24 protein-coding genes are annotated in these 24,072 nt (G+C 69.9%); 13 read left to right on the top strand and 11 right to left on the bottom strand.

The features are described 5' to 3' along the window. Positions 1–88 precede the first annotated feature (88 nt). On the bottom strand, positions 89–508 hold the full coding sequence (locus H2038_RS11600) for a DUF1622 domain-containing protein (protein WP_292113234.1): 420 nt from the start codon (positions 506–508) through the stop codon (positions 89–91). Positions 509–618: 110 nt separating this feature from the next. Here H2038_RS11600 and H2038_RS11595 point away from each other — a divergent pair, with 110 nt between their 5' ends. Both H2038_RS11595 and H2038_RS11590 read left to right on the top strand, forming a co-directional pair. After that, positions 619–2,022 (top strand): cystathionine beta-synthase, encoded by a 1,404-nt coding sequence (locus H2038_RS11595; RefSeq protein WP_292113231.1) that lies wholly within the window; start codon positions 619–621, stop codon positions 2,020–2,022. Between the two features lie 4 nt (positions 2,023–2,026). Continuing rightward, on the top strand, positions 2,027–3,190 hold the full coding sequence (locus H2038_RS11590) for a cystathionine gamma-synthase (RefSeq protein ID WP_292113229.1): 1,164 nt from the start codon (positions 2,027–2,029) through the stop codon (positions 3,188–3,190). 20 nt (positions 3,191–3,210) lie between these two features. On the opposite strand, the gene H2038_RS11585 is transcribed toward H2038_RS11590, so the two are convergent. The 7 genes from H2038_RS11585 to H2038_RS11555 all read right to left on the bottom strand — a co-directional run bounded on the left by H2038_RS11585 (position 3,211) and on the right by H2038_RS11555 (position 6,482). Next, on the bottom strand, positions 3,211–3,480 hold the full coding sequence (locus tag H2038_RS11585; protein WP_292113226.1) for a hypothetical protein: 270 nt from the start codon (positions 3,478–3,480) through the stop codon (positions 3,211–3,213). Positions 3,481–3,505: 25 nt separating this feature from the next. Continuing rightward, the gene (locus H2038_RS11580; RefSeq protein ID WP_292113223.1) at positions 3,506–3,739 is read right to left on the bottom strand and encodes a hypothetical protein; all 234 of its coding nucleotides are present in this window, start codon (positions 3,737–3,739) and stop codon (positions 3,506–3,508) included. Between the two features lie 4 nt (positions 3,740–3,743). After that, on the bottom strand, positions 3,744–3,956 hold the full coding sequence (locus H2038_RS11575; protein ID WP_292113220.1) for a cold-shock protein: 213 nt from the start codon (positions 3,954–3,956) through the stop codon (positions 3,744–3,746). 249 nt (positions 3,957–4,205) lie between these two features. Then, positions 4,206–4,418: a cold-shock protein gene (locus tag H2038_RS11570; RefSeq protein ID WP_183205915.1), complete on the bottom strand. Its 213-nt coding sequence runs from the start codon at positions 4,416–4,418 to the stop codon at positions 4,206–4,208. Positions 4,419–4,582: 164 nt separating this feature from the next. Beyond that, positions 4,583–4,795: a hypothetical protein gene (locus H2038_RS11565; RefSeq protein ID WP_292113213.1), complete on the bottom strand. Its 213-nt coding sequence runs from the start codon at positions 4,793–4,795 to the stop codon at positions 4,583–4,585. Between the two features lie 37 nt (positions 4,796–4,832). Then, a complete protein-coding gene (locus tag H2038_RS11560; RefSeq protein ID WP_292113210.1) occupies positions 4,833–5,525 on the bottom strand; it encodes a TorF family putative porin in 693 nt (230 codons plus the stop codon). Positions 5,526–5,555: 30 nt separating this feature from the next. Next, positions 5,556–6,482, bottom strand: coding sequence for a nitronate monooxygenase family protein (locus H2038_RS11555; protein WP_292113208.1), 927 nt, complete (start codon positions 6,480–6,482; stop codon positions 5,556–5,558). 155 nt (positions 6,483–6,637) lie between these two features. Here H2038_RS11555 and H2038_RS11550 point away from each other — a divergent pair, with 155 nt between their 5' ends. The 4 genes from H2038_RS11550 (at position 6,638) to H2038_RS11535 (ending at position 10,108) form a co-directional block, all read left to right on the top strand. Continuing rightward, the gene (locus H2038_RS11550; RefSeq protein WP_292113206.1) at positions 6,638–6,973 is read left to right on the top strand and encodes a GIY-YIG nuclease family protein; all 336 of its coding nucleotides are present in this window, start codon (positions 6,638–6,640) and stop codon (positions 6,971–6,973) included. 93 nt (positions 6,974–7,066) lie between these two features. Continuing rightward, the gene (queF, locus tag H2038_RS11545) at positions 7,067–7,528 is read left to right on the top strand and encodes a preQ(1) synthase (RefSeq protein WP_092311870.1); all 462 of its coding nucleotides are present in this window, start codon (positions 7,067–7,069) and stop codon (positions 7,526–7,528) included. Between the two features lie 71 nt (positions 7,529–7,599). Then, positions 7,600–8,571 carry a DUF817 domain-containing protein gene (locus tag H2038_RS11540; RefSeq protein WP_292113202.1) on the top strand — a complete coding sequence of 324 codons (972 nt, stop codon included), beginning with the start codon at positions 7,600–7,602 and terminating at the stop codon, positions 8,569–8,571. Beyond that, positions 8,537–10,108, top strand: a complete 1,572-nt coding sequence (locus tag H2038_RS11535; protein WP_292113199.1) for an NAD(P)/FAD-dependent oxidoreductase — start codon at positions 8,537–8,539, stop codon at positions 10,106–10,108. Before H2038_RS11540 ends, H2038_RS11535 begins: the two co-directional genes overlap by 35 nt. Positions 10,109–10,222: 114 nt before the next feature. Here H2038_RS11535 and H2038_RS11530 read toward each other — a convergent pair whose 3' ends face one another. Next, positions 10,223–10,600, bottom strand: coding sequence for a response regulator (locus tag H2038_RS11530; protein ID WP_292113196.1), 378 nt, complete (start codon positions 10,598–10,600; stop codon positions 10,223–10,225). Beyond that, complete coding sequence (locus tag H2038_RS11525) at positions 10,597–12,114, bottom strand: PAS domain-containing protein (protein WP_292113193.1); 1,518 nt, start codon at positions 12,112–12,114, stop codon at positions 10,597–10,599. The genes H2038_RS11530 and H2038_RS11525 overlap by 4 nt, the downstream gene beginning before the upstream one ends. 98 nt (positions 12,115–12,212) lie before the next feature. Here H2038_RS11525 and H2038_RS11520 point away from each other — a divergent pair, with 98 nt between their 5' ends. Continuing rightward, a complete protein-coding gene (locus tag H2038_RS11520; RefSeq protein ID WP_292113190.1) occupies positions 12,213–13,742 on the top strand; it encodes a carboxylesterase family protein in 1,530 nt (509 codons plus the stop codon). A gap of 3 nt (positions 13,743–13,745) precedes the next feature. On the opposite strand, the gene H2038_RS11515 is transcribed toward H2038_RS11520, so the two are convergent. Next, positions 13,746–15,116: a GH1 family beta-glucosidase gene (locus H2038_RS11515; RefSeq protein ID WP_292113187.1), complete on the bottom strand. Its 1,371-nt coding sequence runs from the start codon at positions 15,114–15,116 to the stop codon at positions 13,746–13,748. A 237-nt stretch (positions 15,117–15,353) separates the two neighbouring features. Between H2038_RS11515 and H2038_RS11510 the strand changes: the two genes are divergently transcribed. The 6 genes from H2038_RS11510 (at position 15,354) to H2038_RS11485 (ending at position 24,030) form a co-directional block, all read left to right on the top strand. Further along, entirely contained in the window at positions 15,354–16,445 is a 1,092-nt protein-coding gene (locus H2038_RS11510) for a LacI family DNA-binding transcriptional regulator (RefSeq protein WP_366926499.1), read from the top strand. Beyond that, positions 16,445–19,471 carry a TonB-dependent receptor gene (locus H2038_RS11505; RefSeq protein ID WP_292113181.1) on the top strand — a complete coding sequence of 1,009 codons (3,027 nt, stop codon included), beginning with the start codon at positions 16,445–16,447 and terminating at the stop codon, positions 19,469–19,471. Before H2038_RS11510 ends, H2038_RS11505 begins: the two co-directional genes overlap by 1 nt. Positions 19,472–19,557: 86 nt before the next feature. After that, positions 19,558–20,994, top strand: a complete 1,437-nt coding sequence (locus H2038_RS11500; RefSeq protein WP_292113178.1) for a glucoamylase family protein — start codon at positions 19,558–19,560, stop codon at positions 20,992–20,994. Further along, positions 20,991–22,262 carry a sugar ABC transporter substrate-binding protein gene (locus H2038_RS11495; protein WP_292113175.1) on the top strand — a complete coding sequence of 424 codons (1,272 nt, stop codon included), beginning with the start codon at positions 20,991–20,993 and terminating at the stop codon, positions 22,260–22,262. Before H2038_RS11500 ends, H2038_RS11495 begins: the two co-directional genes overlap by 4 nt. Continuing rightward, positions 22,259–23,218, top strand: coding sequence for a carbohydrate ABC transporter permease (locus H2038_RS11490; RefSeq protein ID WP_292113172.1), 960 nt, complete (start codon positions 22,259–22,261; stop codon positions 23,216–23,218). The genes H2038_RS11495 and H2038_RS11490 overlap by 4 nt, the downstream gene beginning before the upstream one ends. Beyond that, on the top strand, positions 23,215–24,030 hold the full coding sequence (locus H2038_RS11485) for a carbohydrate ABC transporter permease (RefSeq protein WP_292113170.1): 816 nt from the start codon (positions 23,215–23,217) through the stop codon (positions 24,028–24,030). Before H2038_RS11490 ends, H2038_RS11485 begins: the two co-directional genes overlap by 4 nt. The last annotated feature ends 42 nt before the right edge of the window (positions 24,031–24,072 follow it).

Raw genomic sequence — 24,072 nt, 5'->3', positions numbered from 1 at the left:
GGGCGGGGCGGCGGGGAGTCCGGGTCATTGCAGGGCTTGATAACGCGCGGCCGGGGCAAAGGACACGGGCGACGGCGAAACGACCGCCCTACCGGGTGCGCGAGGGCCGCCGGCTGTCGGGATGCGTCCGCTCCGGAGAGTCGCGCCGCCACGGCCAGCGTCCCTCGATCTCGGTCTCGAGGGCGAAGCTGAGGAAGGTCCGGATGAGGACGACGACGGCCAGCAGGCCGACGCTCTCGAAGGTCAGGGGCGCGGTGACGGTGGCGATGATGTCGGCGCCGACGAGCAGCTCCAGTCCCAGCAGAATCCCGCGGCCAAGGTTGGCGCGCGCGCCGTCGTAGGCGTCGCTCCACGCCCTGGTCCGCAGACCCGTGCGGAAATAGATCACCGCCGCGAGCAGCACCGCGACGAGGATGATCACCACGCCGAGCATTTCGATGGCGACGGCGACGTGGTGGGCGAACTGCAGCAGCGCGCCGCCGCGCTCGATCGGCGAGGTGATGTCCAAGGCGACCTCCTGATCCACCATGTCCGGGGAGCCGGAATGGTTCCGCGAAGGCCGTGCTTGACCTGCATGGCCCCGGTCGCCAGCTTCCGCCTGCATCCGAGGAGCCCCAGATGACGCTTGCCCCCGCCCCGGTCCTGACCGGCCCCGCCGCTTCGGCCCTGGAGCTGATCGGCAAGACGCCGATGGTGGAGGTGACGCGCATCGACACCGGGCCGTGCCGGCTGTTCCTCAAGCTGGAGAGTCAGAACCCCGGCGGCTCCATCAAGGACCGCATCGCCCTGTCGATGATCGAGGCGGCGGAGCGCGAGGGCTTCCTGAAGCCGGGCGGGACCATCGTCGAGGCGACGGCGGGCAACACCGGCCTGGCGCTGACGCTGGTCGGCCAGGCCAAGGGGTACAAGGTGCTGCTGGTCATTCCCGACAAGATGTCCAAGGAAAAGATCCAGCATATCCGTGCAATGGGCGCGGATGTTCGTCTGACGCGTTCGGACGTCCCGCACGGGCATCCGGAGTACTACACCGACATGGCCGAGCGGCTGGCGCAGCAGATCCCCGGCGGTTTCTACGTCAACCAGTTCGCCAACGACGCCAATTCCGAGGCCCATTTCCGCAGCACCGGACCGGAGATCTGGGAGCAGATGGGCGGCGACATCGACGCCTTCGTCGCCGGCATCGGTTCGGGCGGCACCATCACGGGCATCGCCCGCTACCTGAAGTCGCAGGGCTCGAAGGCGGAGATCGTCCTCGCGGATCCGGTGGGGTCGACCCTCGCCGGCCTCGTGAACGAGGGCGTGCCGGGGCCGGAGGGCGGCTACACCGTCGAGGGCATCGGCCAGAACTTCGTGCCGGACACCGCGGACATGACGCTGATCGACCGGGCCTATTCGATCCCGGACGCGGAGGCGATCGCCACGGTGCGCGAACTGCTGCTGAAGGAAGGCGTTCTGGCCGGATCGTCGTCGGGCACCCTGATCGCGGCGGCGCTGCGCTGGTGCCGCGAGCAGACGGAGCCGAAGCGGGTGGTGACCTTCGTCTGCGACACGGGCGCCAAGTACCTGTCCAAGGTCTACAACGACGCCTGGCTGGCCGATCACGGCCTGACCGAGCGCGAGCTGCGCGGCGACCTGTCGGACCTGATCACGCGGAAATACGCCAGCGGCGACGTCGTCTCCGTCGGTCCCGACGACACCCTGGACACCGCCTTCAAGCGGATGAAGGGGGCGGACGTGTCCCAGCTGCCGGTGATGGAGAACGGGCGGCTGGTCGGCATCCTCGACGAGAGCGACATCGTCCACGTCATGGACACCGACGAAATCACGCGGGCGGAGCGCTTCTCGCAGCCGGTGCGCGCGGCGATGACGCGCGAGCTGGACACGGTGCAGGTCGGCGAGCCGCTGGACGCCCTGATCCCGCTGTTCGACCGCGACCGGGTGGCGATCGTGCTCGACGGGGAGACCTTCGTCGGCCTGATCACCCGCACCGACCTCATCAACCACCTGAGCCTGAACCGGTAGACCCATGGCCAATCTGAAGAACAGCCAGGGTTTCTCGACCCGCGCCATCCACGCCGGACAGCGGCCCGACCCGACCACCGGGGCGGTGATGACGCCGATCTACGCCACCTCGACCTACGCCCAGGAAAGCCCGGGCGTGAACAAGGGCTATGAGTACGCGCGCGGCAAGAACCCCACGCGGGAGGCGTTCGAGGCCTGCCTGGCCGATCTCGAGGGCGGGGTGCAGGGCTTCGCCTTCGCCTCGGGCATGGCGGCGACCGCGACGGCGCTGGAGCTGCTGGACGCCGGCTCGCACATCGTCACCGGCGACGACCTGTACGGCGGTTCGTGGCGTCTGTTCGAGCGGGTGCGGCGGCGCTCGATGGGGCTGGACTTCGCCTATGTCGACCTGAGCGACCTGGCCGCGGTCGAGGCGGCGATCACGCCGCAGACGCGGATGATCTGGGCCGAGACCCCGACCAATCCGCTGATGAAGCTGGCGGACATCGAAGGGCTGGCGCGGATCGCGAAGGCGCGCGGGCTGAAGCTGGTGGTCGACAACACCTTCGCCACGCCGTGGAGCCAGCAGCCGCTGTCGCTGGGCGCGGACATCGTCATGCACTCGGCGACCAAGTATCTCAACGGCCACTCGGACATCATCGGCGGTGCGCTGGTCACCGGCGATGCGGATATCGCGAAGGAGCTGAAGTTCCTTCAGAATTCCGTTGGCGGCGTGATGGGGCCGTTCGACGCCTTCCTCGCCAACCGCGGGCTGAAGACGCTGGGTCTCCGCATGAAGGCCCACAACGACAACGCCCTCGCGGTGGCGCGCTGGCTGGAGACCCGAGCGGGGATCGCGAAGGTCATCTATCCGGGGCTGATCAGCCATCCGCAGCATGATCTGGCGGCGCGGCAGATGAACGGCCGCTTCGGCGGCATGGTCACGGCGATCATCGACGGCGACCTGGCGCGCACCCGGCAGGTGCTGGAGCGGGTGCAGGTGTTCACCCTCGCCGAGTCGCTGGGCGGGGTGGAGAGCCTGGTCAACCACCCGGCCATCATGACCCACGCCTCGGTGCCGAAGGAGGTGCGCGAGGCGGGCGGCGTGACCGACAGCCTGATCCGGCTGTCGGTGGGGGTCGAGGATATCGACGACCTGATCGCCGATCTGGACCAGGCGCTGGCCTGAGCCCGCGCCCGGGGTCGGCGTCAGGCGGCGGCGGTCTTCGCCGGCAGGGCGGTCTGGTGGCCGGTGACCGGCACCACCTTCTTCTTCGCCGGCGCGCGCTTCTTCGGCGCGGCGACCGCCGGGGCGAGGGTCGCGCGGCGGGCGGTTTCGGCGTCGATGATCGGGATGATCTCGGCGGCGGCGGCGGACCGCACCGTGGAGGCGTCCTCCGACAGGCGCTCGGCGTTGGCGCGCAGGGCCTTGAGGTCGGCGTCGCTCATCGCGGGCACCATTTCGGCGAGGGGGGTCATGCTCGTCTCCGGGAGGGGGAGGGCGTCAGGGCCGGCGCACGAGGCGCCAGCCCTTCAGCTGGTTGAAGGCGATCTCGACGACGACCCGGTCCCCCACGAGGGGAACGTCGGACGCCCGGCCGAAGGACGGCAGGACCGTCACCACATGGCCGTTGTCGAGCCGCACCCGGCGCAGGCCGAGCGGCAGCAGGCTCACGATCTCGCCGTCGAAGGCGATGGCGCGGGAGCCGCCGGGCGGGAGCGGACCGGGATCGGGCACGAACTCAGTCGGCCGAGCGCAGCCGGCCCGCCGATTCCTTGCCCGAGCGGGCGTCGCGCTCGACTTCGTACGAGATCTTCTGGTTCTCGCTGAGCATGCCGAGATCGGACGTCTCGACGGCCGAGGCGTGGACGAACACGTCCTTGCCGCCGTCGTCAGGGGCGATGAAGCCATAGCCCTTGGTGGAATTGTACCATTTTACAGTGCCGGTAGCCATTTTCAGGACCTCCGCTTGAGTTGGCCGCCGGAAGAAGTCCGGAGCGGCCTGTCGGGTCTGAACGGATCGGCTTTGGACCTCGGTGCGCGATGCAAAGGGCAGCAGCGTTTCGCAGTGAGATCGACAGAGGGGAGATGGGGACGGCCGGGCCGGTCCGCAAGGGGCGCCCCGAAACGAAAACGGCGGCGGAGGCTTTCGCCCCCGCCGCCGCGGATCGTGGGTGCGCCGGCCCGGGGCCGGCGCCGGGCGTCAGCCCTCGACCTTGAGCTGGCCGGCCGATTCCTTGCCGGAACGGCGGTCGCGCTCGATCTCGTAGGAGACCTTCTGGTTCTCGTCCAGGCCGCGCAGGCCGGCGCCTTCGACGGCCGAGATGTGGACGAAGACGTCCTTGCCGCCGTCATCCGGCTGGATGAAGCCGTAGCCCTTGGTGGAGTTGAACCATTTCACGGTGCCGGTAGCCATTTTCAGACCTCCTTCTGGCGTTGGCCGCAGGGAACAGCCCCTGGCGGCCTGTCGGGTCTGAATGGGAGCGGCTGGACCTCGGGCGAAAGCAGAGGGGTGGCGTTTCGCAGAGAGATCGACATCCGCCTTGTGGACCGCCCGCGCGGCCAAAGCAAGGCGCGGCGTCAGTCGACCGGCTGGGGCGCCCCCGGCGGCACGTAGTGCTGCTGGCACAGCTTGCGCAGGTCCGCGGTCAGCGACGGCCCGTAGAGGGCGTCCTGGATGCGGTCGTAGCCCTCGGAAGAGAGCGCCTGCTTGATGTCGCCGACGGTGCGGCAGCGGCCTTCGCGCGCCAGTTCGTAGGCGCGCTCGAGGGTCGTGGGTCGAAGAGAGGACATTCGCCCAAGATAGGGCGGCGCGACGCCGATTGCGAGGTCAGAAGGCGAAGCTGACGCCGGCGACGAGGGCGTCCGCATACTGCTCGCCGGGGACGTCGGCGTCGGTCCCGTACCAGCGGAGGTCGGCCTCGAGGCTGCGGGTGACGGCGTAGCTTACGCCGATGTTGTAGCCGGTGTAGTCGACGCTGGTCTCCTGCTCGCGCCGGCCGATGGCGGCGGAGCCGGACAGGCGGTCGGTGAAGTCCCAGCCGACCTGGGCCTCGTACCAGGTCCAGGCGCGGCTCGAGCCGGCGCTGTCGGGCGAGTGCTGCAGGCGCAGCCGGCCGCTGGCCGGGCCGATCGAGCGGCGCAGGTCGGCGGTGAACTCCCAGGCGTCGGCGTCGGCGCCCGGCGCCGCGTCGACCAGCCACTTGTGCTCGACGTTCAGGTCGAGGTCGAAGCCGGCGACCTGCGGCCGCACGCCGGCGTTCACCGCCACCTCGAGCTCCGAGCCGGCGTTGTCGACCGTCTCGAACGAGGGGCCGGCGTAGAACAGGCCGCTGGCGCTCTCCCATTCCGCCTCGCCCCAGACGAAGGGCTCGCCGTCGGATTTCGAGATCGCCTTGGAGCGGTTGTCGGTGGCGGCGCCGAAGGCGAAGGCCCAACCGCCCCCGTCCTGGGCGGCGGCGGCCGGCGCGAACGCGAGCAGGGCGGTCGTCGCGGCGGCGACGGTCGTCAGGGTTCGGAGCATGTACGGCCTCTCGGGTGGGACGGACCCGCCCTAGAGGCGCTTTTTGTCGAATTCATCACAGGCTTGCGAATATTCGTCCCGCAGGCGGGCGACGAGGTCGGCCACCGGCACGACGTCGCGGATGGCGCCGGCGCCCTGGCCGGCGGACCAGACGGTCTTCCAGGCCTTCGCCTCCTCGCCCATGTCGAGCTTGTGTTCGGGCAGGGACTTCGGGTCGATGCCGTTCTCGACCAGCGACGGGGTCAGGAAGTTGGCCGGGATGCCCGAGACCGCCGGGGTGTAGGTGATGTCCGCCGAGCCGGCCTCGACGATCATGTCCTTGTAGTGGGGCTGGGCCGCGCTCTCGGTCGTGGCGATGAAGCGGGTGCCCATGTAGGCGAAGTCGGCGCCCATCATCAGGGCGGCGGCGACGTCGCGGCCGGTCGACAGGCAGCCCGACAGGATGAGGGTTCCGTCGAAGAAGCCGCGCACCTCCTCCACCAGGGCGAAGGGGTTGACCACCCCGGCGTGGCCGCCGGCGCCGTTGGCGACGAGGATCAGGCCGTCGACCCCGGCCTGGGCCGCCTTGCGGGCGTGGCGGACGTTGGCGATGTCGTGGAAGACCACGCCGCCGTAGCCGTGCACCGCCTCGACCACGTCGCGCACCGCGCCGAGCGAAGTGATGACCAGCGGCACCTGCTCCTCGACCGTCACCTGCATGTCGGCCAGCAGGCGCGGGTTGGTCGGATGGACGATGTGGTTGACCCCGAAGGCGGCGGCGTCGGGGTTCCGGCGCGCCTTGATCTCGCGGAGCCACTCCCGGTAGCCCTCGGTGGTGCGCTGGTTCAGCGACGGGAAGGTGCCGATGACGCCGGCGTTGCACGCCTCGACGACCAGGTCGGGCCCGGAAACGAGGAACATGGGCGCGGCGATCACCGGCAGCTTCAGTCCCGATTGCAGCGAAGCCGGAATGGCCATGGTCGTCTCCCCGCGTTGTCTTTCGCTACGGATAGCGGGGCGCCCCCGGGGAAGGCAAATGCCGCGCGGCCGCGGCCGCGACGCGAAACCTCGCCCGAGATATTTACCCGGGTAGAAACGTCGTCTATATCACCCGGGTGAAAAGGAGGGGCCGGATGACGTCCCGGGATCGGAAGGCCCTCATTGCGGCCTACAAGGAACGCAAGACCATCGCCGGCGTGTTCGCGGTGATCTGCACGGCGACAGGCGAGGCGTGGGTGGGGCAGAGCCGTCACATCGACACCGAGCAGAACGGCCTGTGGTTCGCGTTGCGGCGGGGCAGCTCGCCGTTCCGCAGCCTGCAGGCGGCGTGGAACAGGCATGAGGAGGCGGATTTCCGGTTCGAACAGCTGGACCGGCTGCCGGAGGACGCCTCCCTCCTGGCGCGGGACATGGAGTTGAAGGCGCGGGCGGCGCGGTGGATCGCCCGACTGGAAGCGCGCGCCCTCTAGCGGCGCCGGCGCCGCCCTTTGAAAACCACAGGGCATGGCGCTACTGGCTGCCATCCTTCCCGCCGGCATTCGGCAGCTTCGGGCTGACATCCCATGACCACCGACACCTCCGGCCTGCACCAGCTGGGCCAGATGACCCCCGCGCCGACCAGTCCGGAAACCGCCGTGCTGGAGCGGGTCCCGAACCCGCACGCGGACACGCTGTACCTGGCGCGCTTCACGGCGCCCGAGTTCACCAGCCTGTGCCCGGTGACGGGCCAGCCCGACTTCGCCCACATCGTCATCGACTATGCGCCGGGCGACTGGCTGGTCGAGTCCAAGAGCCTGAAGCTGTACCTGACCAGCTTCCGCAACCACGGCGCCTTCCACGAGGACTGCACCGTGGCCATCGGCAAGCGGCTGGTCGACCTGCTGCACCCCAAGTGGCTGCGCATCGGCGGCTACTGGTATCCGCGCGGCGGCATTCCGATCGACGTCTTCTGGCAGACCGGCCCGGCGCCCGAGGGGCTGTGGCTGCCGGACCAGGGCGTGCCGACGTACCGCGGGCGGGGGTAGGAGCTTCCCGCGCGGAAATTCCTCATGATCCGCTCATGAGAAGCGGCCGTCGGCGCAGCTAGCGTCGCCGCATGACCGACGCACGCCGCCTCCCCCTCGAAACCCGGGGCCGCCTTCTTCTGACCGAAGCCCAGGCGTGGGCGGACGGGGCGCGGTGGCGGGGCTATGTCTTCGAGCTCCTCTGGTTCGGACTGAAGCAGGGATGGGCCTGCCTGTTCGGCGGGGCCATGCTGGCGCTGATCGTCGCCACCTTCCTGTGGTGGCCGGAGGGAGCGCGGGTCTCGCGCTACGATTTCCTCGTAGTCGGGGCCGTGGCGATCCAGGCGGCGATGCTGGCCTTCCGGCTCGAGAGTTGGGAGGAGGCGCGGGTCATCTTCCTCTTCCACCTGGCCGGCACGGTGATGGAGCTGTTCAAGACCGCGCACGGCTCGTGGATCTATCCGGAGGAGAGCCTGCTCCGCATCGGCGCCGTGCCGCTGTTCTCGGGCTTCATGTATGCGGCCGTCGGCAGCTACATCGCGCGGGTGCAGCGCATCTTCCACATCCGGGTGACGCGCTATCCGCCCATTTGGACGACCTGGCTGCTGGCGGCGGCGATCTATGTGAACTTCTTCGCCCACCACTGGCTGCCGGATGTGCGGCTGGCGCTGTTCGCCCTTACGGCGCTGCTGTTCGGCCGCGGCTGGTTCCACTTCACGGCGGACCGGAGGCGGCGGGCCATGCCGCTGCTGGCAGGCTATTTCCTCGTCGCGCTGTTCATCTGGATCGCCGAGAACCTCGCCACCTTCGGCCGCGCCTGGGCCTACCCCGGACAGGCGGACGGCTGGCAGCCTGTCGGTCTGGAAAAGCTGGGGAGCTGGTTCCTGCTGATGATCGTGTCGGTCGTGCTGGTGTCGCTGGTGCACCGGCCCGAAGAGGAGGTTCTAGGGGATAGGGGCCAGGTGCTAGGGAGGGGTCTGCAGCGTCGCCGTTCCCCCCTGGAACCTAGCCCCTGGACCCAAGAACCTCATGACAGACGTCGTCATCCTCGGCGGGGGCCATAACGGCCTGGTCTGCGCCTTCTATCTCGCGCGGGCCGGGCTGAAGGTGACGGTGCTGGAGCGGCGGCACGTGGTCGGCGGGGCGGCGGTGACGGAGGAATTCCATCCCGGCTTCCGCAATTCCACGGCCAGCTACACCGTCAGCCTGCTCAATCCGAAGGTCATCGCCGACATGGCGCTGGCCCGGCACGGCCTGGCCGTGGTCGAGCGCCGGGTCTCCAACTTCCTGCCGCTGGAGGACGGCCGGCATCTGCTGGCGGGGGAGGGGCGCACCGCGGCGGAGGCGGCGAAATTCTCGGCCCGCGATGCGGAGCGGCTGCCGGAATACGAGCGGCGGCTGGAGGTGGTTGCGGCGATCCTGCGCGACTGGATCCTGAAGGCGCCGCCGAACATGGTGGAGGGCGGCTGGATGACCATGCTGCCGGAGCTGCTGAAGGGGGCGTCGCTGGGGCGGCAGGCGGCGGGGCTGGACGTGCAGGGCCGGCGCGACCTGCTGGACCTGTTCACCAAATCCGCCGGCGACTGGCTGGACGGCTGGTTCGAGAGCGACCCGATCAAGGCCCTGTTCGGCTTCGACAGCGTGGTGGGGAACTACGCCAGCCCGTACACGCCGGGCTCGGCCTATGTGCTGCTGCATCACGTGTTCGGCGAGGTGAACGGGCGGAAGGGGGTCTGGGGTCACGCCCTGGGCGGCATGGGGGCGATCACCCAGGCCATGGCCCGGGCCTGCGCCGAACAGGGGGTGGAGGTGCGGCTGGAGGCGCCCGTCGCCGAGGTGCTGACCGAGAAGGGCCGGGCGGTCGGGGCGGTGACGGAGGCGGGCGACGTCGTGCGGGCGCGGGCGGTGGTCTCGAACCTGCATCCGCGCCTGCTGTTCGAACGGCTGGTCGACGACGCCGTGGTCCCGGCCGACTTCCGCGAGCGGATCGGCAACCACCAGTCCGGCTCGGGGACGTTCCGGATGAACGTGGCCCTGTCGCAGCTGCCCGACTTCACCGCCCTGCCGGGGGCGGGGGACCACCTGACGGCCGGGATCATCATGGCCCCGTCGCTGGCCTATATGGACCGGGCCCACGCCGAGGCGCGGCTGAACGGCTGGTCGTCGCGGCCGATCGTGGAGATGCTGATCCCCTCGACCCTGGACGACAGCCTGGCTCCGCCGGGACAGCACGTCGCCAGCCTGTTCTGCCAGCATGTCGATCCGGCCCTGGGCGACGCGCACCGCGACACGGTGGCCGATCTGATGATCGACACGGTCGAGGCCCATGCGCCGGGGTTCAGGGCCTCGGTGCTGGGGCGGCTGGCGCTGGGGCCGCGCGATCTGGAGCGGCGCTTCGGCCTGGTCGGCGGCGACATCTTCCACGGGCGGCTGACCCTGGACCAGCTGTTCAGCGCCCGGCCGGTGCTGGGTTGCGCCGACTACCGGATGCCCGTGCCCGGCCTCTATCTGTGCGGCTCCGGCGCCCATCCCGGCGGCGGCGTCACCGGCGCCCCGGGGCACAATGCGGCGCGGGCGGTGATGAGGGATCTGGGGCGGTAGGCAGCAGGCAGCAGGCAGCAGGCGGGACCTTCGAGGCGGCGGCCGGTGACGACGGGGAGGAAGCTCCGTCGTCGATCCTGCTGCCTGCTGCCTGCCGCCTGTTGCCCTACCGCTTCAGACGTTCGCCTGACCCATCGCCTTCATCAGGGCGTCGCGGACGGCGGCCTCGGTGAAGGGCTTCTGGATGGTGGCGTGGCCGCGCCATTCGTCGGGCAGGCCGCCCTCGCCGTAGCCGGTGGAGAAGACGAAGGGCACGCCCGCGGCCTTCAGGGCGTCGGCCACCGGGAAGACCTGGCGGCCGGCCACGTTGACGTCGAGCAGGGCCGCGTCGAGGCGTTCGCCGTCGGTGGCGAAGCCCAGCCCGTCCTCGACCGTCGCGGCCGGTCCGACCGGGGTGCAGCCCATGTCCTCGAGGATCGTCTCCAGCAGCATGGCGACGAGGGACTCGTCCTCCACCACCAGGATGCGGCGTCCCGTCAGCGTCTCGCTCATTGTCGACTCCTCCCGTCCAGCGGGATCGAGAACTCCGCACTGAAACCGCTTTGTGCGTAGTCGAGTTCGACCACGCCCGCCAGATCATGATGCACGTTGCGTTCGATCAGCCGACTGCCGAATCCGCGGCGTTCCGGCGCCTGCACCGGCGGGCCGCCGACCTCGCGCCAGGCGAGGCGCAGGACCGGACTGGTCTGGTCGCTGACGCCCCAGTCGACCAGCACCCGGCCCTCGGGGACCGACAGGGCGCCGTACTTGGCCGCGTTGGTGGCCAGTTCGTGGAAGACCATGCCCAGCGACAGGGCGGCGGCGGGCTCGAGCGCCACCGGCGGGCCGACGAGGGAGATCCGGTGCGGCCCGTGGGCCTTGGTCTCGTGCTCCAGCACGTCGCGCAGGTCGGCGCCCTCCCAATGGCTGCGGGTGAGCAGGTCGTGGGTGTGCGACAGGGCGAGCAGGCGGGCCTGGAAGCTCTCGGCGAACCCCACGGGGTCGCGGTGCGTCCGCGCCGTCTGCATGGCGATCGACTGCACCGTCGCCAGGGTGTTCTTCACCCGGTGGTTCAGCTCGTCGATCATCAGCTTCTGGCGCTCGGTCGAGAGCACCGTCTCGGTGACGTCGTGGCCCTGCACGAAGATGCCGACGACGTTGCGGGAGTCGTCGCGGATCGGCTGGTAGATGAAATCCAGCCAGACGGTCTCCAGCGGCCCGTCCGGCGTGCGCTGGAGTTCGACCCGGCTGGCCCGCCCCTCGTGCGGCTCGCCAGTGGCGTAGACGGCGTCCAGCAGGCCGATGTAGGCCTGTCCCACCACCTCCGGCAGCGCCTCGCGGACCGGCTTGCCCGCCAGGTCGCGGTGGCCGATGAGCTGGGCGTAGGCCGGATTGTACATCTGGAAGACGTGGTCCGGTCCCGACAGCACGGCGACGAAGCCGGGGGCCTGCATGAACATTTCCAGCAGGCGGTTGCGCTCGGTCTCGAGCTCGCGATTGGCCTGCTGCACGTGCTCCGCCCGCTGCAGGACATTGCCGCTGAGGATGGAGTCGATGGCGCGTTTGCGGTCCGCCCCGGCGGCCCGCCGCCGGAGCTGCTCCAGCTCGGTGATGTCGGTGGTGTGCTGGAGGATGTAGATGATGCGGCCGGAGGCGTCGCGGATCGGGGTGTGGGTGGCCGACCAGAAGCGCTCCTGCAGCACCGTCTCGCCGTCGGGGCCGGCGGCGGGCATGGCGTAGCGGATCAGGGCGAGGTGGTCGCGCCGGCCCTCGCGCAGCACCCGCTCGAAGGAGGCGCGCAGCTGCCGCGCGTTGGCGCGGCCGTCCTCGGTCGGGCCGGAATCGAAGACCTCGAAGATCGGGCGGCCGAGCAGGTCCTCGCGGCGCGCGCCCACGGCGGCGAGATAGGCGGCGTTCATCCCGGCGTAGCGCAGGTCCGGGGTCAGCAGCATGTACGGGTTCGGCGACGCCTCGAAGGCGGCGGCCAGTTCGGCGTCCAGCGCCCCCGATTTCACCAGTTCTTTCAAGCGATGCCCCGCCGTACAGCCACGCTAACGCACAACGCCGCGTCGGGTTCGCGTGAAGATCGAATTGGCTCGCGCACGGAAGCGGTTATCCTCCCGGGATGTTCCTGACCAGTCTGTTCGTCGCCGCCCTGATGACCCTCACCCCCGCCGGCGCCGGAGAGGCGCAGTCCGTCGAAGCCCGGGTGGCCCAGGGGCCGGTGACCGGCGTGGCGGCGCAGGGCGTGGTCGCCTTCCGGGGCCTGCCCTACGCGGCGCCCCCGGTCGGCCCGCTGCGCTGGCGGCCGCCGCAGCCGCCGCAGGCGTGGACGGAGCCGCGGGACGCCTCGTCGTACGGGGCGATCTGCGTGCAGCCGCCGGCCAACGGCGACAACGGGGTCGGGCCGCTGCCGATGAGCGAGGACTGCCTGACGCTGAACGTCTGGACTCCGGTCGGACGGGAAGGCCCGCTGCCGGTGATGGTCTGGATCCACGGCGGCGGGCTGAACAACGGCTCGGGCACCGCAGCCCTGTACGACGGGACCCGCCTGGCCCGCCGCGGCGTGGTGGTGGTGACCCTGAACTACCGGCTGGGCCGGCTCGGCTTCTTCGACCATCCGGCGCTGGCCGCGGAGCGGGGGCCGGGGGAGCCGGCGGCCAACTGGGGGATGATGGACGTGGTGGCCGCCCTGCGCTGGGTGCAGGACAATGCGGCGGCCTTCGGCGGGGACCCCGGCAATGTGACGGTCTTCGGCGAGTCGGCGGGCGGCGCGCTGGTGACGCGGCTGATGATCTCGCCGGAGGCGCGGGGACTGTTTCACCGGGCGGTGGTGCAGTCGGGGCTCGGCCGGGAGGAGGGGACGCCGGTCGACGCGCCCCGCCGCGACGGGGGCCTGTCGATGCAGGCCCGGGGCGAGGCCTTCGCCGCGGACCTGGGCGCGACGACGGCGGACGCGCTGCGGGCCGTCCCGGCCGAGGCCTTCCTGCGCCCGGCGCCGAGTTTCTATGGCGGCGACGTGCTGGTGCGGGACGGCGTCTATGTGGCGGAGGACGTGGAGGCGGCGTTCGCGGCCGGCCGTGAGGCCGCCGTGCCCTTCATCATCGGCACGAACAGCGCCGAGTTCTGGTGGATCAAGCCGTCGGAGCTGAGCCCCTACGGCGCCATCGACGACGCCATGACGGCGGCGGAGCGGGCGGCCTTCCTGCGCGCCTACGGGGGGCAGGAGGGCTACGACGCCCAGGTGGTGAGCGATCTGGTCTTCAACGAGCCGGCGCGGCGTCTGGCGCGGCTGCATGCGCGCAACGGCCACCCGACGTGGCTGTACCGCTTCGACGTGGTCTCGGCCGCCATGCCCGAGCCGCACGCGGGAGCGACCCACGCCTCGGAGCGGCAGTACGTGTTCGACAACCTGGAGGCCTCGCCGTGGCCGACGGCGGAGATGGACCAGCGGCAGGCGGACCAGATGGCCGGGTACTGGACCACCTTCGCCTCGACGGGCGACCCGAACGGCGGGATGCGCCAGGCATGGCCGGAGTTCCGGGCCGAGCCGGACCGCCTGCTGGAATTCACCAACGACGGTCCGGTGGCGAAGGACGTCCCGTTCCGGGAGCGGCTGGACCTGATCGAGGCCTATTACGACCGGGTGCGCTGAGGCTCAGAGGGTCTCCAGCACCTCGCCGTGGGTCCGGATGACCTCGGCGTAGAGCAGGCCGGAGTCCTTGATGGTCCGCTCCTGGGTGGCGAAGTTCACGTGCACGATGCCGAAGCGCTTGGAATAGCCGAGCGACCATTCGAGATTGTCGAGCAGCGACCAGGCCATGTAGCCGCGCAGGTCGACGCCCTTGCCGATGGCGTCGTGCATCGCCTTCAGGTGGGTCTGCAGATAGTGGACGCGCATCGGGTCGGGGATGCGGCCGTCGATGGCGTGCGGCGGGTCGTACCAGGCCGAGCCGTTCTCGGTGACCATCAGCGGCAGCTTGCCGCCGGTCTGCTCGTGCAGCCAGACCAGGGTGTCGGTGAAGGCGGGGGGATAGACCTCCCAGCCGGTCTCGGTGTGGGCGTGCTGGACCTGCTTCACAGGGCGCGAGCGGGTCGGCCAGGCGTCGGGCGCGTTCTCCGGCACCGCCCGGGTGTACCAGTTCAGGCCCATCCAGTCGGTCGGCTCGGCGATGAGGTCGAAGTCCGCCTGGGGGAATTCGCGCCACGCCTTTCCGTAGACGTCCTTCAGCTCCTCGGGGTAGCCGCGGCCCATCAGCGGGTCGAGGAACCAGCGGTTCATCTGCGCCTCGGCGCGGCGGCGGGCGGCCTCGTCCTCGGGCCTGTCGGAGGCCGGGTATTTGGGCTCGATGTTGAGGACGATGCCGATCTGGCCCTCGCCCACCTCGCGGAAGCGGCGGACGGCGGCGCCGTGGGCGCGCAGCACGTTGTGGCCGGCGATCACCGCCTCGAAGGCCGAGCGGTGGCCGGGAGCCAGGGCGCCGTGGAGATAGCCGCCGTCGACGATGACCCACGGCTCGTTGATGGTGCCCCAGGTCTTCACCCGGCCCTTGAACTTCTCGAACATCACCTGGCCGTAGTCGGCGAACCAGTCGGCGATGTCGGGATTGAGCCAGCCGCCGCGGTCGTCGAGCGCCGCCGGCAGGTCCCAGTGGTAGAGGGTGCACAGGGGTTCGATGCCGGCCTCGAGCAGGCCGTCGACGAGGCGATCGTAGAAGTCGAGGCCCTTCGGGTTGATGGCGCCGCGGCCGTCGGGAATCACGCGGCTCCAGCTGACCGAGAATCGGTAGGCCTGAAGGTTCAGCCGCTTCATCAGCGCGATGTCCTCGCGCCAGCGGTTGTAATGGTCGCAGGCGACGTCGCCGGTGTCGCCATCCTTCATATTGCCGGGAGTGTGGCTGAACCGGTCCCAGATCGACTCCCCCGCGCCGTCGGCCATCGAGGAGCCCTCGATCTGGTAGGCGGCGGTGGCCGCCCCCCACAGAAAACCCTCAGGAAATCGATAACTGCGGGCGGCTTCTGAGGTCATGAGCGAAGGTCTCTGGACTGGAAATCGGGACAGGAGCGGCGGATCGGCGGGGTGGTCGGTACCTCTGTGGCGAGGCGATCACAACCGCGACGTTGGCCAAACTAGGGCACTTGCGGGGTCCATGACCAGTGTGTCATGTAATCGGTTACACGGATTTCACGGACGGACCCGCGGAAAGCAGGCCGGGACCGGGATCCCCAGGGAGCCGAATCGTTTGTCAAACGTCTGGACGCACTGGTGCGCCGCCGGGGAGCTGGCGTGAAGCCGGCCACTATCCGCGATGTCGCCCGCCGCGCGGAGGTTTCCGTCGCGTCGGTTTCGCGCGTCCTGACGGGCGCCGGCGCGGTGACCGAATCGACCCGGAAGCGGGTGCTGGAGGCCGTCGAGGCCCTGCAGTACGTGCCGCACTCGGGGGCGCGCAGCCTGTCGACCAGCCGGACCAGCACCGTCGGAGTGATCCTTCCGGACCTCTACGGCGAGTACTTCTCCGAACTGATCCGCGGCATGGACGTCGCCGCCCGGGCGCTGGGCTACCATCTGATCGTCTCGTCGTCGCATGACGACGCCGAGGAGGCCTCGGCCGCGATCCGCTCGATGCGCGGGCGGGTCGACGGGCTGATCGTGCTGTCGCCCCATCTCGGCGCCGCCAACCTGGCGGCCAGCCTGGCCGGGCGCCTGCCGGTGCTGCTGATGAACGGCGGCGCCGACGCCGGCCGACCCTCGATCGTCGTCGACAACCACGGCGGCGCGGTGGCCGCGGTCGAGCACCTGATCGCCACCGGCCGCCGCCGCATCGCCCACATCGCCGGCCCCGCCGGCAACCTGGAGGCCGAGGCCCGTCTCGCCGGCTATCTGGAGGCCATGGCCGCCGCGGGCCTGCCGACCACGGTGATCGACGGCGCCTTCACCAAGGCCTCGGGCCACGAGGCCGGCGCGCAGCTGGCGGCGATGACGCCGCCGCCGGACGCCGTCTTCGCGGCCAACGACAACATGGCCGTGGGGGCCATGCTGGCTCTGCAGGAGGCCGGTCTGCGCGTGCCCGAGGACACGGCCGTGGCCGGCTTCGACGACGTGCCGCTGGCCAGCCTCGTCCGCCCCGGCCTGACCACCCTGCGGATCAACATCGCCGAGATGGGCCGCAGCGCCCTCGAACGGCTGGTCCGCTTCATCCAATCCGCAGGCGCGGCCACCGCCGACGCCGCCTGCGAGGTCGTCCGACCCGAACTGGTCGTCCGGCCTTCCACAAATCCGGCGACCGACCACCCGACCCGGGCAAGCCGCGCCAGCGCGGCGGCCGCCGTTTCGCTTCCAGAGGGGGAGAACCCGTAATGACCCGTAAGTCCAAGCTCTATCTGGGGGCGGCCTCCGCCCTCGCCGTGGCGATCTCGCTCGGCGCCGCCGGCGGCGCCGCGGCGCAGGTCTCGACGTCGACCCTGCGCGGCACCGTCTACGAAGGCGCTGCGGCGGAGAACGGCGGCACGATCGTCGCCACCGAAGTGGCCACCGGCTACGTCACCCGCGGCCGCATCGCCGCCGACGGCGGCTACGTCCTGTCGGGCCTGCGCCCCGGCACCTACCGGATCACCGCGACGTCGGCCGACGGCCAGACCGCCGAGGACACCGTCACCATCGCCCTGGGCCAGGCTGCGACCCTCGATCTCGATGTGGCCTCGAATGTAACCGGTTCCGCCGCGGCCGACGCCGCCGAGCTGGGCGAGATCGTCGTCACCGGTCGTCGGCTGTTCGAGGTGCGCACCTCGGAGGTCGCCACCAACGTCAGCCAGCAGCAGATCAACGACCTGCCGCAGATCAGCCGCAACTTCCTGAACTTCGCCGCCCTCGCGCCGGGCGTGGTGGTGCAGGAAGGCGATACGGAACGCACGATCTCGGCGGGCGGCCAGCCGTCGCTGGCGATCAATGTGTTCATCGACGGCCAGAACCAGAAGGGCACCATCATCGACGGCGGCGTCGCCGGCCAGGACGACAGCCGCGGCAACCCCTTCCCCCAGGCCGCGATCCAGGAGTTCCGGGTCCTGACCCAGAACTTCAAGGCCGAGTATGAACAGGCCTCGTCGGCGATCATCACGTCGCTCAGCCGCTCGGGCACCAATGAGCTGACCGGCGACCTGTTCGTGCAGTGGCAGGACGGCGACTGGACCGCCCAGAACGTCTTCTCGGAGCGGCGCGGCGAGCCGAAGCCCCGCCTCGACCGCCTGCAGTACGGCGGCTCGGTCGGCGGACCGATCATCGAGGATCGTCTGCACTACTTCCTCGCCTACGAGCGCAAGGAGGAGACCCGTGACCGGAGCGTGTTCCTGAACCGCACCGAGTACACGCCCCTGTTCGACGACCTGCTGGGCACGTTCACGGCGCCGTTCGAGCAGGACATGTTCTTCGGCAAGCTGAGCTGGCAGATCGACGACCGGCAGCGGCTGGAGCTGAGCGGGACCTACCGGACCGAGTTCGACATTCGCGACTTCGGCAACGGCCCGACGTCGGCCGAGCGTGCGGTGACCGTGAACGGCGACACCAGGTCGCTGGTGCTGAGGCACCAGTACAATGGCAACAACTTCCTGAACGAAGCCTCGGTCGACTACTTCCGCTACACCTACAATCCCACGGCGGTGAACTTCGATCTTCCGGGCGCCCGCTATGTCGTGTACCGCGACAATGCGACGGGGACTCCGGGATTCCAGTTCAACTATAACAACATCGAGTCGACGGTCTTCACCCGCGGCGGCGGCCAGAACAACCAGGACATCGAGCAGGAAAGCTGGACGTTCAAGAACGACCTGACGTTCAACGACTTCGAGTGGAACGGGCGTCACACCTTCAAGATGGGTGTGAAGTACTCGATGCAGTCGTACTATGTCGCGAAGCAGTTCAACCGGAACCCGATCTTCACCTACGACATTGACGCGCGGCCGCAGGTGCTCGGCAGCTCCGCGATCCCGACACGGGTGGAGTTCGCCCTGCCGGTCGCTCCGACGGATGCGGATAACAACGTCTTCGGCATCTACTTCCAGGACGACTGGCAGGTCACCGACCAGCTTGAATTCAACCTCGGCATCCGCTGGGACTACGAGGATAACGCGGTCAACAACGACTACACCACGCCGGACGTCATCCAGCGCTTCATCACCGCCCTGCAGGCGCACCCGAACTATGTCTCGGACGTCGATCTGTCGCAGTACATCGCGGAAGACGGGCGCGACGCCTTCACGGGCGCGATCCAGCCGCGGATCGGGTTCAGCTACGACGTCTTCGCCGACGAGCAGACCGTGCTCTTCGGCGGCGCCGGGCGCTACTACGACCGGATCGGCTTCAACTTCGCCTTCTCGGAGCGCTTCGCGCCGTTCAACCGGACGAAGAACATCTACTTCTCGCCCTCCGGCGGCGCCTACGGCGGCCAGACCAACACGGTCGCCTGGGATCCGAGCTACGCGACCACGGCGGGCCTCGACGCCCTGCTCGCGGGAACGACCGGAACGGGCGAGGTCTTCCTCGTCCGCAACGACGCCGAAATGCCGCACACCGACCAGTTCAACCTGGGGATCCGGCAGAAGTTCGGAGACATCCAGACGGCGCTGACCTTCTCCTACGCCAAGACCGAGAACGAGTTCGGCTGGTACCGGCTGAACGTCAACAACGCCAACTCGGTGGTCGTCCCGCTGCCGAGCCTGATCGATCCGACGACCGGTCAGCAGTTCCCGTTCCGCAACGCCTTCTATTCGGACCACAACCGCGAGCGGGAATACCAGGCGATCTACCTGACGATCGACAAGCCCTTCACCGCCGACGACGGCTACGGCTTCAACGTCGCCTACACCTTTGCGGAAGCGACCCAGAACGGCAGCCGCGACCAGGGCCTGTCCAACTTCGACTTCGACTATCCGTCGATCGAGGCCACGCCGTGGTTCAACTCGCCGGGCACCGATCGCCACCGCGTCGTGCTGTCGGGCACCATGGCGCTGCCGTGGGACTTCCGCCTGTCGTCGCTGATCACCCTGGCCTCGGGCAAGCCGTTCACCGGCTTCAACCCCGGCAGCGGCGGCAAGCCGATGTGGTTCGAGTTCTATCCGGAGAAGCACAGCTTCATCATTCCGAACGCCTTCGCCTATCGTCAGGTCGACCTGCGTCTGACCAAGGAGTTCGAGGTGTTCGGCGGTGATGTGGTCGAGTTCACGGTCGACGCGATCAACGTGTTCAACTTCCGGAACTACAGCAGCTTCAACCAGACCTACCGGATCAACAACAACACGCCGGATGCGCCGCTGAACCCGACCTTCGGCGATCCGACGGCGCAGTACCTGCCGACCCGGAGCTTCCAGGTCGGTCTGCGCTACCGCTGGTGATCGGCTCCTGAGCCTGAAGGCCGCCCTCGCTTCGGCGGGGGCGGCCGCTTTTTTTCTTGGTGCGCGTTTGCAGTAGGGTGACCGCCATGGACCGCCGCAACTTCCTGATGGGCTCCACGATGGCGGGGGCGGCGCTGGCCGCCGCCGGGTGCGCCGCGCCGCTCGCCGGCGGCCCCGTCGCCGCCGTCCCGGTCGCCGCTGACATCGACGAGCTGCAACGCCGGACCTTCGACTGGTTCGTGCGCACCACCAACCGCGACAACGGGCTGACGCCGGACCGCTGGCCGAGCCGGTCGTTCGCCTCCATCGCCGCCGTCGGCTTCGCCCTGGCGTGCTGGCCGGTCGGGGTGGAGCGGGGCTGGATGACGCGGGAGGAGGCGCGCGAGCGCACCCTGATCACCCTGCGCTTCTTCCACGATGCGCCGCAGGGGCCGGAGGCGACCGGGACCGCAGGGTACAAGGGCTTCTTCTACCACTTCCTCGACATGGAGACCGGCCACCGCTTCGGGCGGACGGAGCTGTCCACGGTCGACACCGCCCTGCTGCTGGGCGGGATGCTGTTCGCCGCCCGGTGGTTCGACGGCGACCATCGCGACGAGGCCGAGATCCGGCGGCTGGCCCAGGCGATCTACGAGCGGGTCGAGTGGGACTGGACAGTGGTGCGGCCGAACCGGATCACCATGGGCTGGCATCCGGAGCGCGGCTTCATTCCGTCGGACTGGCACGTCTACAACGAGGGCATGCTGGTCCTGCTGCTGGCCATGGGCAGCCCGACCCACCCGGTACCGGCCGCGGTGTGGGACGAGTGGTGCAGCGTCTACGACCGCAGCTGGAGCGACGAATACGGGCCGGCGCACCTGCATTTCGCGCCGCTGTTCGGGCACCAGTACAGCCACATGTTCGTGGACTTCCGCGGCATCCGCGACGCCTTCATGCGCGGCAAGCAGGCGGAGATCCCGGGCTTCGACTACTTCCAGAACAGCGTGCGGGCGGTGGCGGCGCAGCGGGACTACGCGATCCGCAACCCGATGGGCTGGGCGGGCTATTCGGCGGACGTCTGGGGGCTGACCGCCTGCGACGGGCCGGGCGATTTCCGCGAGGTCGTCGACGGCCGCGAGCGGCAGTTCTTCAGCTATTCCGCCCGCGGGCCGGGCGAGCGCGACGACGGCACCCTGGCGCCGACGGCGGCGCTGGGCTCCATGCCCTTCGCCCCGGCCGAGGTGACCGCCTGCTTCCGGGCCATGAAGGCCCGCTACGGGACGGCGATCTACACCGAGTACGGCTTCCTCGACTCGTTCAACCCGACCCTGACCCGGCGGGAGGGCCCGCTTCAGCACGGGCGGATCGTGCCCGGGACCGGCTGGGTCGACGGCGACTATCTCGGCATCGACCAGGGGCCGATCGTGATCCAGATCGAGAACCACCGCTCGGACGCCGTCTGGCGGCGCATGCGCGGCGAACCGAACCTGGTGCGCGGGCTGAAGGCGGCCGGGTTCGACGGCGGCTGGCTGGACCGCGCATGACCCTCGCCCGGCCCGACCGGCGGACGGCGCTCGGCCTGATGGCCGGGGCGGCGGCGTCGGGGCTGGCCGGCTGCGGCGGACGCGATGACGGGACGGTCCGGCTGCGCTTCTGGGCGATGGGCAACGAGGCGACCCATGTGCCGCAGATCCTGCCCGAGTTCGAGCGGCGCAATCCGGGCGTCCGGGTCGAGGTCCAGGCCCTGCCGTGGACCGCGGCGCACCAGAAGCTGCTCACCGCCTACGCCGGCGACTCGCTGCCGGACGTCAGCCAGGTGGGCAACACCTGGGTGTCGGAGATGGAGGCGATCGGGGCGATCAGTCCCTTGCCGGCGTTCGCGTCCGACCTGCTGACCGACCAGTTCGACGCGGTGCTGGAGACCAACCGCATCGACGGGCGGCCGGTGGCGACGCCGTGGTACGTCGACACCCGGCTGATCTTCTACCGCACCGACCTGCTGGCCGAGGCGGGCTACGACTCCGTGCCGCCGACCTGGGCCGGCTGGAAGACGGCGATGCATGCGGTGAAGCGGGTCGTCGGGCCGGATCGTTATGCGGTGCTGCTGCCGCTCAACGAGTTCGAGCAACTGCTGACCTTCGGCCTGCAGGGGGACGCGCCCCTGCTGCGGGACGAGGCGACGCGGGGCAACTTCTCCAGCCCGTCCTTCATCGCCGCCCTGGCCTTCTACAAGAGCCTGTTCGACGAGGGCCTCGCCCCGGTGGCCTCGGCGGCGCAGATCTCGAACGTGTGGACGGAGTTCGACCGCGGCTGGTTCAGCTTCTACTTCTCGGGGCCGTGGACCATCGGCGACTTCCGCGCCCGCCTGAGCCCGGAGACGCAGTGGATGACCTCCGGCGTGCCGGGGCCGGAGGGGCCGGGCGCCTCGGCTCCCGGGGGCTCGTCGCTGGTGGTGTTCCGCTCCTCCCCGCGGCAGGAGGCGGCGTGGAAGCTGGTCCGCTACCTGTCGGAGCCGGCGGTGCAGGCGCGCTTCAACGCCATCACCGGCGACCTGCCGGCCCGGCGCAGCGCCTGGGAGACGCCGACCGTCGCCAACGATCCCTACATCGCCGCCTTCAAGGGCCAGCTGGCCCGCGCCGAGGCGGTGCCCAAGGCGCCGGAGTGGGAGCGCATCGTCACCGAGATGCAGATCGTCGCCGAGCGCATGGTGCGCGGGGAGTTCACCCCGGAACAGGCCGGGGCCGAGATCGACCGCCGCGCCGACCGTCTGCTCGAGAAGCGGCGCTGGATGATGGAGCGGGGACGGGCATGACCGACGTCCGTCTGAACATGGCCAAGGCGGAGGCCGAGCCGGCTCCGCCGCGGCGGGGGCGGGGGGCGGATTTCCGCGCCCGCGAGCGGGCCGCCTGGGGCTTTCTCGCCCCGGCCCTGGTGGCCATCGGCCTGTTCTTCTGCATCCCCGTGGCCGCCGCCCTGCTGCTGAGCCTGACCGACTTCGACATCTACGCCCTGGCCGACCTGTCGAACCTGCGTTTCGTGGGGCTGCAGAACTACGAGCGGCTGTTCGGCAACCCCCTGTTCTGGGGGGCGATGAAGAACACCGGCCTGTTCGCCCTGTTCGGGGTGCCGCTGTCGATCGCCGCCTCGCTGGCGGCGGCGGTGGCGCTGAACGCCCGGGCGGTGCGGTGGCGGCCGCTGTGGCGGGTGGTCTTCTTCGCCCCGTTCGTCACCACCCTGGTGGCCACGGCGGTGCTGTGGAACTACCTGCTGCACACCCGCTACGGGGTCATCAACTGGGCGATCACCTCGATCGGCCTGCCGGCGGTGGACTGGCTGGGCGATCCCTCGACCTCGATCCCGGCCATCCTGATGTTCGTGGTGTGGAAGATCTTCGGCTACAACATGCTGATCTTCCTCGCGGTCCTGCAGACGGTGCCGGACGACCTGTACGAGGCGGCGCGGATCGACGGGGCGGGGCCGTGGACGCAGTTCCGGCACGTCACCCTGCCGGCCATCGCGCCGACGGTGCTGCTGGTGTCGATCATCTCGGTGGCCAGCTTCTTCCAGCTGTTCGCCGAGCCCTATGTGATGACCCAGGGCGGGCCGGCCCAGTCGACGGTGACGGTGCTCTACTTCATGTACGAGGAGGGCTTCAAATGGTGGAACCTGGGCTCCGCCAGCGCCGTGGCCTTCATCCTGTTCCTGTGCATCCTCGCCGTGACGCTGGTGCAGCTGGCGGTGGCGAAGCGGGTGGGGGCCTACCAGTGAAGCCGCGCGTCCTCCTGCTCAACCTGGCGGTGGCCCTCGTGGCCCTCGTGGTGCTGTTCCCGCTGGCGTGGATGGTGTCGGTCAGCTTCATGTCGACGGGCGAGGCGGCCAACTTCCCGCCGCCGCTGCTGCCGTCGGAGTGGACGCTCGAGCACTACCGCGAGCTGTTCGTGAGCCAGGGCATGGGGCGCTACCTGTGGAACAGCTTCGCGCTGGCGACGCTGGCCACGGTCCTCGCCCTGCTGTTCACCGTGCCGGCCGGCTACGCCTTCGCCAAGCTGCGCTTCCGCGGGCGGGAGCGGCTGTTCCAGCTGCTGGTCGCGGCCCTGGTGGTGCCGGCCCAGATCGGCACCCTGCCGCTGTTCCTGATGCTGAAGGGCCTGGGGCTGGTGAACACCTGGGCCGGGGCGCTGGTGCCGTGGCTGGCCTCGATCTTCGGCCTGTTCCTCGTCCGCCAGTACGCCCTGTCCATACCGGACGAGATGCTGGAGGCGGCGCGGGTCGACGGCGCCTCGGAGGGGCAGATCTTCCGCCGCATCGTCCTGCCCAGCCTGCAGCCGATCGTGGTGACGCTGGCCCTGTTCGTCTTCCTCGGCAGCTGGAACGACTTCCTCTGGCCGCTGATCATTCTCACCGACCAGTCGAACTACACCCTGCCGGTGGCGCTGGCGGCCCTGTCGCGGGAGCATGTGCAGGACATCGAGATGATGATGGCCGGCGCGGTGATCACCGTCGCGCCGGTGCTGGTCCTCTTCCTCGCCCTGCAGCGCTACTACATCCGCGGCATGCTGGCGGGCAGCGTCAAGGGTTGACGCCGGCCGGAACGCTCCCGCCCGGCCCGTGTTCGTCCCGGA

The sequence above is a fragment of the Brevundimonas sp. genome (assembly GCF_013912005.1).
Lineage (GTDB): Bacteria > Pseudomonadota > Alphaproteobacteria > Caulobacterales > Caulobacteraceae > Brevundimonas.
Note: the sequence above shows the minus strand (reverse complement) of the source record. Positions and strands in the feature narration are given on the sequence as shown.